At 37.0% G+C, this 15,830-nt stretch carries 14 protein-coding genes; 7 read left to right on the top strand and 7 right to left on the bottom strand.

Annotated elements, in window-relative coordinates; translation table 11 throughout:
- Positions 1–89 precede the first annotated feature (89 nt).
- Entirely contained in the window at positions 90–1,751 is a 1,662-nt protein-coding gene (locus A6M55_RS00095) for a glutamine--tRNA ligase/YqeY domain fusion protein (protein ID WP_015029020.1), read from the bottom strand.
- 253 nt (positions 1,752–2,004) lie between these two features.
- On the opposite strand from A6M55_RS00095, the gene A6M55_RS00090 reads away from it, so the two are divergent.
- Positions 2,005–2,844, top strand: a complete 840-nt coding sequence (locus A6M55_RS00090) for a hypothetical protein (RefSeq protein WP_015029019.1) — start codon at positions 2,005–2,007, stop codon at positions 2,842–2,844.
- 5 nt (positions 2,845–2,849) lie between these two features.
- Here the strand turns inward: A6M55_RS00090 and A6M55_RS00085 are convergent, their stop codons facing one another.
- The 3 genes from A6M55_RS00085 to A6M55_RS00075 form a co-directional block, all read right to left on the bottom strand.
- Positions 2,850–4,919 carry a helix-hairpin-helix domain-containing protein gene (locus A6M55_RS00085; RefSeq protein ID WP_082892873.1) on the bottom strand — a complete coding sequence of 690 codons (2,070 nt, stop codon included), beginning with the start codon at positions 4,917–4,919 and terminating at the stop codon, positions 2,850–2,852.
- A gap of 53 nt (positions 4,920–4,972) precedes the next feature.
- Positions 4,973–6,220: an MFS transporter gene (locus A6M55_RS00080; protein ID WP_015029017.1), complete on the bottom strand. Its 1,248-nt coding sequence runs from the start codon at positions 6,218–6,220 to the stop codon at positions 4,973–4,975.
- A gap of 161 nt (positions 6,221–6,381) precedes the next feature.
- Positions 6,382–7,746 (bottom strand): deoxyguanosinetriphosphate triphosphohydrolase, encoded by a 1,365-nt coding sequence (locus A6M55_RS00075; protein WP_015029016.1) that lies wholly within the window; start codon positions 7,744–7,746, stop codon positions 6,382–6,384.
- 245 nt (positions 7,747–7,991) lie between these two features.
- On the opposite strand from A6M55_RS00075, the gene hisH reads away from it, so the two are divergent.
- The 4 genes from hisH to hisF all read left to right on the top strand — a co-directional run bounded on the left by hisH (position 7,992) and on the right by hisF (position 10,725).
- Positions 7,992–8,582, top strand: coding sequence for an imidazole glycerol phosphate synthase subunit HisH (gene hisH / locus A6M55_RS00070; protein WP_015029015.1), 591 nt, complete (start codon positions 7,992–7,994; stop codon positions 8,580–8,582).
- A 98-nt stretch (positions 8,583–8,680) separates the two neighbouring features.
- A complete protein-coding gene (hisA, locus tag A6M55_RS00065; protein WP_064196064.1) occupies positions 8,681–9,403 on the top strand; it encodes a 1-(5-phosphoribosyl)-5-[(5-phosphoribosylamino)methylideneamino]imidazole-4-carboxamide isomerase in 723 nt (240 codons plus the stop codon).
- A 53-nt stretch (positions 9,404–9,456) separates the two neighbouring features.
- On the top strand, positions 9,457–9,930 hold the full coding sequence (locus A6M55_RS00060) for a GNAT family N-acetyltransferase (protein WP_064196063.1): 474 nt from the start codon (positions 9,457–9,459) through the stop codon (positions 9,928–9,930).
- A 27-nt stretch (positions 9,931–9,957) separates the two neighbouring features.
- Positions 9,958–10,725, top strand: a complete 768-nt coding sequence (gene hisF, locus A6M55_RS00055; protein ID WP_064196062.1) for an imidazole glycerol phosphate synthase subunit HisF — start codon at positions 9,958–9,960, stop codon at positions 10,723–10,725.
- Between the two features lie 266 nt (positions 10,726–10,991).
- Here the strand turns inward: hisF and A6M55_RS00050 are convergent, their stop codons facing one another.
- Complete coding sequence (locus A6M55_RS00050) at positions 10,992–12,041, bottom strand: hypothetical protein (protein ID WP_064196061.1); 1,050 nt, start codon at positions 12,039–12,041, stop codon at positions 10,992–10,994.
- A gap of 54 nt (positions 12,042–12,095) precedes the next feature.
- Complete coding sequence (locus A6M55_RS00045; protein ID WP_015029010.1) at positions 12,096–13,097, bottom strand: NADP-dependent oxidoreductase; 1,002 nt, start codon at positions 13,095–13,097, stop codon at positions 12,096–12,098.
- A 556-nt stretch (positions 13,098–13,653) separates the two neighbouring features.
- Between A6M55_RS00045 and rpmG the strand changes: the two genes are divergently transcribed.
- Positions 13,654–13,836 (top strand): 50S ribosomal protein L33, encoded by a 183-nt coding sequence (gene rpmG, locus A6M55_RS00040; protein WP_015029009.1) that lies wholly within the window; start codon positions 13,654–13,656, stop codon positions 13,834–13,836.
- Positions 13,837–13,886: 50 nt separating this feature from the next.
- Positions 13,887–14,042 carry a DUF4295 domain-containing protein gene (locus tag A6M55_RS17170; protein ID WP_015029008.1) on the top strand — a complete coding sequence of 52 codons (156 nt, stop codon included), beginning with the start codon at positions 13,887–13,889 and terminating at the stop codon, positions 14,040–14,042.
- 133 nt (positions 14,043–14,175) lie between these two features.
- Here A6M55_RS17170 and rpoN read toward each other — a convergent pair whose 3' ends face one another.
- A complete protein-coding gene (rpoN, locus tag A6M55_RS00035) occupies positions 14,176–15,660 on the bottom strand; it encodes an RNA polymerase factor sigma-54 (protein WP_015029007.1) in 1,485 nt (494 codons plus the stop codon).
- Positions 15,661–15,830 lie beyond the last annotated feature (170 nt).

The following is a 15,830-nucleotide window of genomic DNA, read 5'->3' as shown; positions in this document are numbered from 1 at the left end:
TTGACTTAGTTCGTATAAAAAGGTCTCTGAAATACTAAAATAAAACCTGCAAGTTTTGACACTTGCAGGTTTTAAAATTAATCGGTGCATTATTTATTGGCTTCTTTGGCCCAAGTATCTTTTAAACCAACTGTTTTATTAAAGACCAATTGATTGGTTGTTGAATCAGGGTCTAAACAGAAATAACCTTTACGCAAAAACTGATACGGTGTTCCTACAGTTGCTTCTTTTAGAGCAGGTTCTACTTTGGCTGTTATAACTTCTAAGGAATCTCCGTTTAAGTATTCTTTAAAATCTCCATCTTCACGACTTGGGTCTTCTACCTTAAAGAGGCGGTCGTAGAGTCTTACTTCTGCATCTACTGCATGAGCCTCTGAAACCCAATGGATAGTTCCTTTTACATTTATACCAGAGGTATCGCTACCACTGCGAGAGTTTTCGATATACGAACAATGAAGTTCTACGATTTCGCCATTTTCGTCCTTCACTACCTCATCACATTTAATGATATAGGCATGTTTCAAACGAACCATCAAGCCTGGCCCCAAACGGAAGTATTTTTTCGTTGGGTTTTCCATGAAATCATCTTTTTCGATTAAAATCTCACGACTAAATGGCATTGGTCTTGAACCACTTTCAGCATCTTCTGGATTATTTTCTGCTTTTAGTTCTTCAACTTTTCCTTCTGGATAATTAGTAATTACAACTTTAATCGGGTCAAGCACCGCCATGACACGGGTAGCTACTTTATTGAGATGTTCGCGAACACAAAATTCTAATAAACTTACATCAATCAAATTATCGCGTTTGGCTACACCAATTCTATCACAAAACTCACGAATGGCTTCTGGTGTATAACCACGGCGTCGCATCCCTGAAATTGTAGGCATACGTGGGTCGTCCCAGCCACTTACAAATTTTTCGTTCACCAATTGCAAAAGTTTACGCTTACTTGTAATGGCATACGAAAGATTCAGACGAGCAAATTCGTATTGTTTTGAAGGGAAAATTTCAAGATTTTCGATACACCAATCATACAATTCACGATGAGGCACAAACTCAAGTGTACAGATTGAATGTGTAATTTGCTCAATAGAATCTGATTGTCCGTGTGCAAAATCATACATCGGATAAATGCACCATTTATCGCCTGTGCGATGATGGGTGGCAAATTTAATACGATAAATGATTGGGTCACGCATGAGCATATTGCTCGAAGCCATATTAATCTTAGCTCTTAAAACTCGTGTTCCTTCAGCAAATTCGCCGTTTTTCATACGAGTAAACAAATCAAGGTTTTCTTCGATACTACGCTCACGATAAGGGCTATTGATGCCCGGAACAGTTGGTGTACCTTTCATAGCAGCCATTTCTTCTGATGTGCTATCATCAACGTAAGCAAGGCCTTTCTTGATAAGTTTTACTGCCAATTCGTATAACTGGTCAAAATAATCAGAGGCGTATAGTTCCTCTGCCCAATCGAAGCCTAACCATTTAACATCGGCCTTAATCGACTCAACGTATTCGGTTTCTTCGGTAACTGGGTTAGTATCGTCAAATCTAAGATTTGTTTTTCCACCATATTTCTGGGCAACTCCAAAATTCAGACAGATAGATTTAGCATGACCTATGTGCAAGTAGCCATTTGGCTCAGGAGGGAAACGAGTCAGTACTCGGCCGTCGTTTTTGCCTGCTGCAATGTCATCTTCAATAATTTGTTCGATAAAGTTCAATGATTTTTCTTCTGCCATAATCCTATAAAGTGGTGTTGTTGCTTTTTTGCGAATTTAACTATTTTTTAAGTTTTCCGTCTATTACTATCTAACTAACACTATATTTTATTGAATTTGTTTAATAAAAAATTAAAAATATTATGTTTTTTACTTTAAGTTGTCAATAACAAGGAATTGATAAAAGCTATTTCTACGCATCGACGGGTTGCAAACCTGTCCTACAATTCTGATATTTACACCCAAAATCATCATCAATAGCTCAACTTTATATATGATTCTGATTGCAGATAGCGGCTCAACCAAAACCGATTGGAGACTTTTAGACCAAAACAAGGTAATTGCCGAAATACAAACCGTTGGTTTTAATCCATACTACCAAGGGGCCGATTCGATTGCTCAAGAAATAAAAGAAAAAGTTGCTCCATTGTGTACAAAAGTCATTGAAAAGGTATTTTACTACGGAACTGGTGTGACGAATGAAGAAAAAGCCGCAATCATTAAAGAAGCTATTTTAATGGTTTTTCCCAATTGCCAACACATAGAAGCATACAGCGATGTTGTTGGTGCAGCAAGAGCCGCCTGTGGGCGAACCGCTGGAATTGCTTGTATTTTAGGTACTGGCTCAAACTCAATATTTTTTGATGGTGTAAAAACGGGGTTTCAGGTTCCACCTTTGGGTTTTTGGTTAGGAGATGAAGGTAGTGGTGGTCATTTAGGGAAAAGTCTTTTACTGAGCTATTTGCACAATGAAATGCCTCTTGAAATAAGAGAAAGATTTGAGCAAAAATATGGCACAATAGACCGCCTTACAGTACTCGAAAATGCTTACCATAAGCCATTTCCAAATCGTTATTTTGCTTCTTTTTCCAAGTTCTTATTTGATAACTTCGAAAATGACTTTTGTAAAAATTTAGTAGAAAATTGCTTTGCACAGTTTTTCGAAAAATACATTATTAAATATCCAATGTGCCAAGAAGTTACTATCAACTTTGTCGGTTCGGTGGCATTTTATTATAATAACTTACTCACCGAGACTGCCCAAAAATATCATTTAACGATAGGCAAAATATTAAAGAGCCCTATTGATGGTTTGGTACATTTTCATGAATAAAACACTTAAAACGAATACTTAATCTGAGCCTTTATTTCGCTACGATGCGGGGCATTAATTTGGTCGTTGCCACTACCGATGCTAGTTACGCCACTCAGTTGCGTCCGTGCATATCGTACCCATAAATCAAGATTTTTAGTCAGTCCATAACGAGCTATCAAATAAGTTCGCAAACCATTTCCGTAATAAGCAGGAAACGAAATGGCATAAAGAACATCATTTTCGTAAACATAAATTCTCGAATCATAATCATCGGTACTATAATAAGCGATTCGGCCTTTCAACTGTACTTTTCTAATTGTGCCTTCTATATCTTGCATCAAAACATACCCTTTAGATTTTGAACGTGTTTCATATTGAAAAGTATTCAACTGCACACGAGTTTGGGTCTTAAAATCTCTATTAATTGCATATTCAAAGTTGACCAAAACACTTTGCCGAATGGTATTTACTACCAAATCTGAAACAGTGGTATTATTGGGTAGATTTTTTCCTTTATGTTCTTCATGATATTGGGCATAAAAGAGAGCCTTTTTATTGATTTGATAACTCATTCGTAAGAGATAATCGAAGCCACTCGAAGGAGCATCTACTAAATACCTTAGCCACGGAAACTGAAAACGGTCATAGAAACCACTAAAAATAAGCCCTTTCTTAGGCGTATATTTCAATCCCCAATAAATACCCCGTTCGTTAATATTCCTACTACCTTCGCTCAAAGCATTGGCATAAAAACTATGAAAATTGCGGTCGAAGTTGCGAAGATTCACCGCCCATTCTACTTGCTTACTGAGAGCCGCAACAAAGCCACCAATTGCTCCCACGCCACCACTACTCGAACGAGCAGCTTCGCCAAAGAAGTTAAAATTTTGCCAAGTATAGGTCGCATTTGCACCAGCAACTAAGTTTTGTTTCCCTACAAATTCAAATTTATTGTAAAGTACGGGTGTTCTTTGTAAAAATGCATCAAACTGTGTATTTAGAATTGTTGCTCCAACCTGACCATTTTTAAACCGAAAGGTAGCATTTAGGCCAAAACTTTGTTCAGTTAATTGATTTTTTCGAGCCAATTCGGTTGCTGTTCTGTGCAAACCCCCTGTTAGTATCGAACTAAAATAATCTTCTCGTTCGCCATCTGTTTCATTGATATTAGCATCTCGTTTGGCATAAGAATAAAAGCCCGTCAAATCAATTTTGTCTATTTGATAAGTGGCCGCAGCACCCCTAAAATAGCCTCCTTCAAGCAACGAACCATAGGGTCGTAAACCCAAATTGCTTCGTCGAGTAGTTGCAATGGCTTCACTGCTTTTTCCCAAGGAAAAACCCGCCGACATAATCAAGCCTTGACCAAACTGAGCTTGGTAATCGCCTAAAATTAGGTTTCTAAGGTTTCCCTTATTTTTTAACTGAAAATGAAAAGTATAGAAATCGAGGTAGTGTTTTTCGCCAGCATCTTTTTCTACAATAAATCCTACTTGAAAATCTTTTGGGTGACTCAAGCGATAACGAGCGTATAAATGTTGAGGAGAACCCAAGTATTTATCTTCTGCAAAACCCTTCGATTGCTCTAAAGTCTGACTATTTCGTAAAACTAAATAATGCTCCGTAGGATTTGTAAGTCTATTTCGTAAATCTCCTGCCGAAAATTTATATCTCACCTCTACAAAGGGTAGAATTTTACTAATAGTTTCTAAATCAAGGTTCTGTACAGCTTGAAGTTCATAAATACTCAAAAAATCGCCATTCTGCTCTCGATGTTGTACGATGCTATTTATCTGAGCCTGTGAAAGAATATAAATCGAAGCCAATTCTTCAGCAGTTGCAGTATTTAGATTTAATGGATTTTGATAAAGCTGATAAAGCGACTCGTAGAGGTCTTCATAATTGATATTTTCTTGCTGAACAGGAAAAACCCGCTGAATAAACGCATCGAGGTTTATTTCACTTCGTGGTTTGTTTTGTGCAGAAATTTCCTGTATTGACAATAAAATCAATAGCGTTTGCAAGCCCACACGCGGGCATTTTAATGCAATTTTTTGAAATATTTTTTTAGTAACAGCAAAAAGTAAAATCATAACAACAGTTGTGAGGTTGCACAAATATATTGTTATGATTCTAAGTTAACAACTCAATTTCTTTCTAATTTAACTTCAAACAATTCGCCAGACCTCAGATATAAAATACTGACAATGACTAATGTCATTACTCCTCCAAATAAAACAGAATTAACTGGGCCTAATAATTTAGCTGCCACTCCCGATTCAAAAGCACCTAATTCGTTTGAGCAACTCACAAAAATACCATTTACACCACTTACACGCCCACGCATTTCGTCGGGAGGAAGCACTTGCAAGATTGTTTGGCGTACAATTACACTGATACTATCAAAAGCACCTGTTAAAAACAATGCTGCTACCGACAACCAAAAGTTGGTTGAAAGGGCAAAAACCAAAGTAGCTACACCAAAACCAGCTACTGCAATAAGCATATTTCGCCATGCTTTACGTGTAGGCGGGAAATATGCCGTACCGAGCATGGTTAGCACTGCTCCTATTCCTGGAGCGGCTCTTAAAATTCCTAAACCTTCAGCTCCGACTTGCAAAATATCTTTGGCGAATACTGGCAAAATAGCTACTACTCCACCAAAGAGCACCGAGAACATATCAAGCAAAATAGCATAAAACAGAATTCTGTTTTTTAGCACGAAATCTATTCCTTCTTTTAAGCTTTTGAAAATACTTTGGTGAACTTCGGGTACTTGTATAGGTTTTCTGGAAATCAGAGATACCAATATAAAAGCCACACAAAACAGCACAATAACCAAAATAAGGGTATTCGTAAGTCCTAACCAACTATATAAAAATCCAGCAGAAGCTGGGCCAAGAATCATACCTGATTGCCAAAATTGACTACTCCAAGAGGCCGAATTTGGATAATGTTCGGCAGGTACTAAAAATGGTTTAAGTGAAGACCATGCAGGGCCGTAAAATCCACGAGCTAAGCCTAAAATAAAGACTGTTAGATAAATGACAAATTTAATTTTCTGAATATCAAGTGGATGATTTTCTAAAGGATATGTAACCCAAAGCAATAAAAAAGAGCATAGTACAATAATGCCATAACAAATTTGAATGATTGTTTTTTTATCGCGTCGGTCGGCAAAATATCCTCCAAAAAGAGCCAGAGAAATATAAGGAACTGCTTCGAAAAGGCCTATCAGACCCAACGAAAGAGGGTCGTGCGTGATTTCGTAGAGATAAAAACTTATAACTACTTCTTGAACTAATACGGCAATAGTAAAAAGAAACTGTGCCGAAATAAAATATCTAAATTCGGGGTATCGCAGAGCTGCGTACGGGTCTTTGCTTTGTTTCATGCGAATTTCAGCCAAAAAGTGTGAACTTTTTGTGGTTTAGGTACTTACAGAAACAACAGTTTTTTTCGGTTTTGAAGTTCCTTAATTGCTTAAATCTACAAATTAAGCATGGCAAACCAGTTTTCAACGATTAATAATGTGTGCCACACTTTGGGTAAAAATTATAATTGTGGAATTTGAATACCTGTAATTTTTCGGTAAAGGTCAATGGCAAAAACGTCGGTCATACCTGAAATAAAATCTACTACCGATAAAATATTTTGGTAAGCATTATCTTCTTTTTTAATCTCAAACTGGCTTGGCATGAGCTGTAAAAGTTTTCGAGATTTAGCCGTCTCGGGCGATAAAACCGCTGATACAAACTCTTTCAACAAACCTCCAATCACATGATAACCAGCAATTTCTATTTCAATAACCGATTTGTGGTTATAAATTTTCTTGACCGAAATATCGTCTATTCGTTTAATCAATGAAATTGTTTTTTCATCTAGTAAATCAATAAGTGGTTTATTGAGCGTACCGTCTAAAAGCTGTTTTTCGTATTCAAAAAATACTTCTGTGCATTGATTGACCAATTTACCAATTAACATCGCCCGTAAAAACGACAATTTTTGTTTGTCATCTTCAATCGTATCTACTTTTTCTTTAATACTTCTTTTGCCTTCTTGTGTTTCGAAGAAAGGTTCGAGCAACTCACGAGCTTCTTGAATAGAAATAATATTTAAGCGATGAGCATCTTCTAAATCAATGATTCGATAACAAATATCATCGGCCGCTTCTACCAAAAATACGAAAGGATGACGGGCGAAAACCGTTTGTTCATCATTAAGCGGATGTAAGCTTAGTTCGGTGGCAATTCGGCGAAAAAACTCACTTTCTGAATCAAAAAAACCAGATTTTTTGGTTGAAATCAAGCCTGTTTTTTTCTTAAATCCACTACTCGAATCAGCTGGATATTTAATGATTGAAGCTAAAGTAGCATAAGTTAAATTTAAACTGCTTTTATTAAAAATTGTTGTTAAAATTCTGAAAGCATTTGCATTTCCTTCAAACCATTTAAAATCGTTAAATTGATTTTCAGTTAGGTTTTCAGTTAAAAATTGAAGTTTTTCGCCCTCCAATTCTCTAAAATATGTACGAATGGCTTCTTCACCCGAATGCCCGAATGGTGGATTACCAATATCGTGAGCAATACAGGCTGTCATGACTACCGCCGAAAGCTCAAATTTGTAAAACTCTATGGCTTCTTGATTAAGCGAATCTTGGTATTTTTCAACAATTTTCTCACCAATTGCCTTCCCCAGCGAACGGCCTACCGAGGCCACTTCTAAGCTATGAGTTAGGCGATTATGTACGAAAACTGCTCCTGGTAATGGAAAAACTTGAGTCTTATTTTGTAATCGGCGAAACTGTGACGAAAAAATCAATCGGTCATAGTCTCGCATATAATCAGTACGGAAATGTTCTTGAGCGTTGCGGTGTTCGGCACCAAGTCGTTTATTAGAGAAAAGCGTTTGCCAATTCATTTTTGGGGTCGTAAAATTTCGCCGCAAGATAACCAATGCCTAAATGATTGAATGGGTGATTGAATGAATATTTTTGTTTAAATCAATATTTATAAAACTTATTCAAGATTAAATAGTACTTTTTTATAAAAAATAATGTTTTGTCTAGCTATAAGTTTAGATTTGTAATATGTTGAGAAGGAGCTTTTTCTCAACATATTACAAATCGTTCAATTACATTGTGGTACTCATTTAATCATTGAAAATTGAAAGTAGTCATTATCAAATACAATGCGGGCAATGTGCAGTCGGTTATGTACGCACTTGAAAGAATCGGAGCAAGCTACGAACTCTCTGATGATGCCGAAGTCATTCGCTCTGCCGAAAGAATAATTTTCCCAGGCGTGGGAGAAGCTTCAACTGCCATGAAAAGTTTACGAGAAAACGGACTCGACAAAGTAATTCCTACACTTAAACAACCTTTCTTGGGAACTTGCGTAGGAATGCAGCTTCTCTGCCAATCATCCGAAGAAAATAATACCGAATGTTTGGGAGTTTTCGATATTCCAATCTTGAAGTTTCCGAGAGTAAAAGGCTTCAAAGTTCCACAAACTGGCTGGAATAATATCTTGGCCGAGCAGCCAAATCCACTTTTGAAAGGTTTGCGTGAAAGCGAATACGTCTATTATAACCACGGATATTACGCTCCACTTTGTGATTACACAGTAGCTAAAACCAATTATATTCTTGAATATTCGGCCATGTTGCAGCGAGATAATTTCTTTGCGGCACAGTTTCACTCAGAAATCAGTGGTGATGTAGGCGAACAGATTTTCAAGAATTTTTTGGGGGTTTGATAGAGTAATCATTTATCAAATCAACCCGTTTCAATATTATATTTCTAAACTATATAAATTCCCAATTTAGGGACGGTCCGACGCTTCGGTTAGAAACTATGTTTCAAATCATTCCAGCCATTGACCTCATCGAAGGTAAGTGTGTAAGACTTACACAAGGTGATTATTCACAGAAAAAAACATACAACGAAAACCCACTCGAAGTTGCCAAGATGTTTGAAGATGCGGGTATCAAACGCCTTCATTTGGTTGATTTAGATGGAGCTAAAAATAAAAAAATCACCAACGCTAAAGTACTCGAAACCATTGCCAGTAAAACCAATTTACACATTGATTTTGGCGGTGGAGTACAATCTAATGAAGATATCCGATTGGCTTTCGATTGCGGAGCCAAGCAAGTAACTGGCGGAAGTATCGCCATCAAAAATCCAGCGTTATTCGAAGATTGGCTCAAACGATTTGGTGGAGAAGCCATTATTTTGGGAGCCGATGCACGAAACGAAAAAATTGCCGTAAGTGGTTGGGAAGAAGATTCGGGCGTTTGGGTATATGATTTCATTGCTCAGTGGATAGAAAAAGGCGTAAAATACACCATCAGCACCGATGTAGCGAAAGACGGACTTCTACAAGGCCCTTCTGTAGATTTATACAAGAAAATGCAAGCACAATTCCCTGATTTGCAAGTTATTGCCAGTGGTGGCGTAAGTTCAATGAAGGACTTAGAGGATTTGGCTGAACTCAATATTTTTGGAGTAATTGTTGGTAAAGCCATTTACGAAGGGCGTGTAACTTTGAAAGAAATAGAAAAAAGATTCTTGTAGGACAGGTTTAAAACCTGTCATTGTTAAAATTTAAATAAAATTAGTCGTCCGATATGATTCACGAATTTCAAAAAGACGAATACACCATTAGCACCGATAAAGCCAAATTACAATTTGACGTAATTCATGGTTTCTTATCGACAAGTTATTGGTCTCCCAATATTCCGATGGAAATCGTGAAGCGTGCCGCCGAACATTCAACAACTTTTGGTATTTACAAACACTCCCTCTCTATCGGGGAGGGTTGGGGTGGGGCTTCTCAAATAGGCTATGCCCGAATCATTTCTGACTATGCTACTTTTGCTTACTTGGCCGATGTTTTTGTTTTAGAGAGCGAAAGAGGCAAAGGGATTTCAAAATGGTTGATGCAGTGTATTACACAACACCCTGATTTACAAGGACTTCGTAGATGGATGCTCGCTACTCGCGATGCCCACGGACTTTATGCACAATTCGGCTTCACTCCACTGGATAACCCCGATATAATGATGCAGATTGCCCGACCAAATATTTATAACGAAAAATAATCATACGGTTTTCGAACCTTTGAAACTATGCTCACAAAAAGAATTATTCCTTGCTTGGATATAAAAGACGGTAGAACCGTTAAAGGTACAAATTTTGTCAATCTTCGCGATGCGGGCGACCCCGTAGAACTTGGAGCCGAATATGCTCGTCAAGGAGCTGACGAGTTAGTATTTCTCGATATTACAGCCACTGTTGAAGAACGCAAAACTTTGCTCGATTTAGTACGTAGAGTTGCCCATACCATCAATATTCCATTTTGTGTAGGTGGCGGAATTGGTTCAGTTGCTGATGTTTCCAAGCTTTTAAATGCTGGAGCGGATAAAGTTTCAATTAATTCTTCGGCAGTGCGTAATCCTCAATTAATCAATGAATTAGCTCTTGAGTTTGGCTCGCAGTGTATTGTTGTGGCTATTGATACTCGATATATTGAGCAAGCCAACGGCTATGAGCATATCGTACATACACACGGAGGTAGAAAACCAACCGAACTAAGAACAATCGCTTGGGCAAAAGAAGTAGAAGACCGTGGAGCGGGTGAAATATTATTGACCTCGATGGATACCGACGGCACGAAAGCAGGGTTTGCATTAGAATTAACGGCCGAAATTTCTGAGAATTCAAATATTCCGATTATTGCCTCGGGTGGAGCTGGTACAATGGAACACTTCTATGATGTATTTACCTCGGGAAAAGCCGATGCAGGCTTGGCAGCCAGTATTTTCCACTTTAAAGAAATAGGTATTCCAGAACTGAAAAACTACTTGAAAGATAAAGGTATTCCGATGAGAATCTAATCTATAGGGCGAACATGATGTTCACCCTTACTATTTTATCGTGAATTCAGAGTTAAAATGAGTCGAATTTGCCCCTACGGAGTTGAATATCGGTAGAAATATATGTGAGAACCTCATCTCCAGCCCCATCGGAGCTATACTGCTAAGAAGGTCGCATTTTCTACGGCTGTGGCCGGCGGTCGATACTTAACTCCTACGGAGTATTTTATGAATTTTAAATTACTGATTATCAAAACCTTATACAATATCCACAACCCGAACTCATCTTATTTTAATATTCGCTCCACAATGAGTGCCAATTCATGTGCTTCACATTGCCATTCCATTTGCGTGATTTTAAATGGGGCGAAAAAATATAAAATTGGGGTTCTGTAAGAACTCAAAAGTCCTGCAATAAAATAAGTAAACGATGATTGATTATTGGCAATTGGCAATTGCTTCCCTGTGAATTTTTCATTTTTATCCAACTTCAACAAAGACGTTTCCAAAACCAATCTATTCATTTTATCTAATTTTTGGTTTAAAAGTAATTGCTTAGTAGCATCTATTAGCTTCTCTCGACAAACTTCGAGTTGGGGTATCTCAAAATCTCCCAAAAGGCGAGCATAGTGATAAATTATAAGCGGTGTAGTAGCATAATTATGAGCTATTTCAAAAGCATCATTTATAAACTTTTCTTCTAAAATCACCTTTTTCAGAAATCCATAAACAGCTTCATCATATTCGTTGTGTGGTAATTCATGTTTTTTAAACAAATACATCAAATTACACAAAGCACACACATCATGCTCAATCGGCATATTTTTCCCAAACCAAGTTGAATAAACTCCTCCATTAGATGCTGGAGAGTTTGTATGTAGTTTCACTTTTTCCTTCAACCACAATACATCTTCTTTTGAATGCGGTAAAGTTAGGTAAATCAATGAAGTATCATCAATATCATCAGGAATTCTAAAATGGTCATAACGATAAAAAATATGTCCATTCGGAAAATGCTTCGAAGGTTTTGTTTTCCAGAAGTTATAGGTTTTTAAACCATCTTTATTCTGAAAATCTGAGTAGTTTTTTACGGCCTTTGCTGTAATTTCTTCAATAATCTTTTGAGATTTTACCGAAACCTTTGCTTTTACCTGATTCAAAACAAAAACAATCGTAGCAGTATAGAAAATATTTGTATCAGGTCTGCGATAAAAAAGATATTTATTATGTCGATAAGAAGGAAAAATGCCTTCAGGAAAAAACGCATCGCCTCGCGACTGGCACGAAGCAATGCGTTCTATCAAAGAATCAATATGTAAATTTCGCTCGTCTGTCATAAAAACTTGTCACTTACTCAATCTCTTGACAGTTGCCTTTTGACTATAAATCGACTAAGAAACTTTCAACACCAATTTACCTGTATTTTCACCTTTAAACAACTTCATTAAAGTTTCAGGAAATGCTCTTACTCCACCTTCGGCTACATACACATTCGAATTAAGTTTGCCTTGAGCAATCCAACCAGCCATTTCTTTGACTGCTTTTCCATAATTAGCAGCATTATCAAACACTACAATTCCTTCCATTCTCGCACGATTCACCAAAAGCGAGAGGTAATTGCTTGGGCCAACTGGCTTTTGAGTAGCATTATATTGTGAAATAGCTCCACAAATAACAATTCTTGCACGAAGGTTGATGAGTGTCAATACTGTATCTAAAATTTCGCCGCCTACGTTATCAAAATACACATCAACGCCCGATGGACATGCGTTTTTTAGTTGATTTCTTAAATCTCCTGCCTTATAATCAACACAAGCATCAAAGCCCAATTCTTCTACAACATATTTACATTTATCTGCTCCGCCTGCAATGCCAACTACTCTACAGCCTTTAATTTTTGCAATTTGCCCAACCACACTACCAACCGCACCCGCAGCTCCCGATACAACCACAGTCTCTCCTTCTTTTGGTTGTCCAGTATCCAATAAACCAAAGTAAGCCGTTAGACCTGACATTCCTAAAGTGCCTAAATAAGCAGGTAATGGAATAAAATTAGGGTCAACTTTTACGGCATCTTTTCCTTCAATCACGGCATATTCTTGTACACCCATTCCAGCAGTTACAAAATCACCTGCTTTGAAATCTGGGTGTTTCGATTCTATCACAACTCCTGCACCTAAGGCTCTCATTACTTCGCCAATTCTTACTGGGCGAATATACGATTTCCCTTCATTCATCCATCCACGCATCGCTGGGTCAATTGATAAATATTGCGTTTGAACCAAAAGTTGGTTTTCAGCCAATTCTGGGGTTTCATTTTCTATAATTTCCCAACAAGCGGCCGTTGGTTCGCCTATTGGGCGTGCAATCAAGTTTACTTGGGTATTTTTCATTACTAGGTTATTAGTTTAAATAGTCGATTTAATTTGAAATGTTGGCGAAGTTAAATCAAATTTCTGAAAATAGTATGCATGCATAAAAATATCATTCTATATCATAGCCCAAGGCAAACAACATATTTTATGAAGCTGTAAACGACAACAGTAGCTTATTAAAAGATTCTTTCAGCAGATTAAAGTGGCTGATATACCTAATCCATGGAAGTAAAAGTGCAATAAAAACGTTATTTGGTTGACGGCTCTTCTGAAGAGAGTGGCCAAAATGCAAGAAAGCATCAAGAAATTAAGTGTAAAGTTGAGTCCGAAAACCTTTGAAAGCACTTGTTTGATACTTCGAGAAGAGAAATCAAACAATTAATCAAAAAACTTTTGAAAGATTTTTGAAAAAACAATCACAATTTTGTAACTTTGCAACCCCAAATGCAAGACACACAGGCGTTTAGCTAAAGAGTCTAAGCATTTTGAAATGAAATTTATTCTTTAAAATATCAATTTTGGCTTGATTTGATTGCTTATCAATAAAAGTCAATACATTCAAATAGATAAAACAATGGCTAAGAAAGGCAATCGTGTACAAGTAATTTTAGAATGTACTGTACAAAAAACAAGCGGTGTAGCAGGTATGTCTCGTTACGTAACGACAAAAAACCGTAAAAACACTACAGGTCGTTTAGAGTTGAAAAAATATAATCCATTTTTGAAAGCTCACACGCTCCACAAAGAAATTAAATAATATTAAAGAAATGAATGTGAGTTTTTCTCGCATCTAAAATCAAATTAGAAATGGCAAAGAAAGTAGTTGCAACGCTCCGTGATAAAACCGCAGGTAAAAACTTTGCGAAAGTTATCAAAGCTGTGAAATCACCAAAAACTGGTGCTTACACTTTCAAGGAAGAAATGGTTCCTATGGAAGAGTTACAAAATGCATTGAAAGCATAATTTCACAGGCATAAAGAAATTGAAAAACCTTCTTGAGCAATCAAGAAGGTTTTTTGTTTTGGATTTTGCTGCAAAAAAAGGTCGGCACGATTTTGAATCATGCCGACCTTCATATATATATGATATTTTTAATCTATAACTGCTTACGTAAACGTGCTACTGGAATATTCAATTGCTCACGGTATTTTGCCACTGTACGACGAGCGATATTATAACCACGCTTATTCAATAGTTTTTCAAGTTTATCATCTGAAAGTGGTGAGTTCTTAGGCTCATTTTCTATCAATTCTTTCAAAATGTTTTTCACTTCACGGCTTGAAGCATCTTCGCCCGAATCGGTTGCGATACCTTCTGAGAAGAAATATTTAAGTGGATAAATACCAAAGTCTGCTTGAACAGATTTACTATTAGCTACCCGCGAAACCGTAGAAATATCCATATCAATGCGGTTAGCAATATCTTTCAGAATCATTGGTTTGAGCTTTGTCTCATCGCCTTCTAAGAAAAACTCACGTTGAAACTCAACAATTGCTTTCATGGTTTTCAATAAAGTCTGCTGACGCTGTTTAATAGCATCAATAAACCATTTAGCGGCATCGAGTTTTTGTTTTACGAAAGTAACCGTCTCTTTAATGCTTTTGTGTTGAGCAGAACCATTTTTATCTGTTTTGTCATACGCATCAAGCATTTCAGCAAATGAACGACTCACACGTAATTCTGGGGCATTTTTTGAGTTTAAAATAACATCAAGTTTGCCATTATTATTTGTTACGATAAAATCGGCCATTAAGTAGGCTGCTGCACTATCGCCGCTTCCAATACTACCTGGTTTAGGATTCAGACGAGTGATAACTTTAATAGCTTGCTTCAACGTTTCATCGTCAATATCGAGGCGGCGTTGGATTTTTTCGTAATGTTTTTTTGTAAACTCGTCAAAGTGAGCATCTATGATTCTAATAGCTGTTTCCACCGCAATATCATCGTGGTTTTTGCGGTCGAGTTGTAGTAAAAGACATTCTCTTAAATCTCTTGCACCAATACCAGCTGGCTCAAATGTTTGTACTTTTTTGAGAAGGTTTGCTACTTCTTCTTCACTCGTATAAATATTTTGCGTGAAGGCCAAATCATTACAAATCGAACGAAGAGCACGTCGAATATAACCATCTTCCTCAATACTACCAATAAGCTGCATTCCAATAGCTTCTTGACGAGAATCAAGACGTAAAAAACCTAATTGTTGCACCAAAGATTCTGCTAATGTGCTGGTAGCAACTACCGGCATCGCATCGCGGTCATCATCGCCCCATCCATCACCTTGCATTTTATAGCCGGCATAGTCATCTTGGTCTAAATATTGTTTTACATCAAGCCCCTCATAAGTATCATACTCACTATATTCACTATAATCATCATGGTCATCAACATTATAATCATCTTCATACTCATCTTTTACACGCTCATCCATGTCCATGCCTTCCTCTAAAGCTGGATTTATCTCAAGCTCTTCTTCTATTCGTTGCTCAAGCTCGGCAGAAGGAATCTGCAACAGTTTAATGAACTGTATCTGCTGAGGAGACAGACGCTGCTGTAGGGATTGATTAAGACTTAATTTTTGCATCGTGTAAGTAGAGTTTTTTCATTCATTTTAGGGACATTTAATGACCCCTCCACATTTTTCGTGCCAACTGAATATTTTCTAATAAATAAAGAAAATTATTTTTTTATTAACTGCCAAATAATATTAAAAAAATAATTTAGGTTTCAACATAAAGTATTGATTATCAGTTA

The sequence above is a fragment of the Emticicia sp. MM genome, from assembly GCF_001649495.1.
Note: the sequence above shows the minus strand (reverse complement) of the source record. Positions and strands in the feature narration are given on the sequence as shown.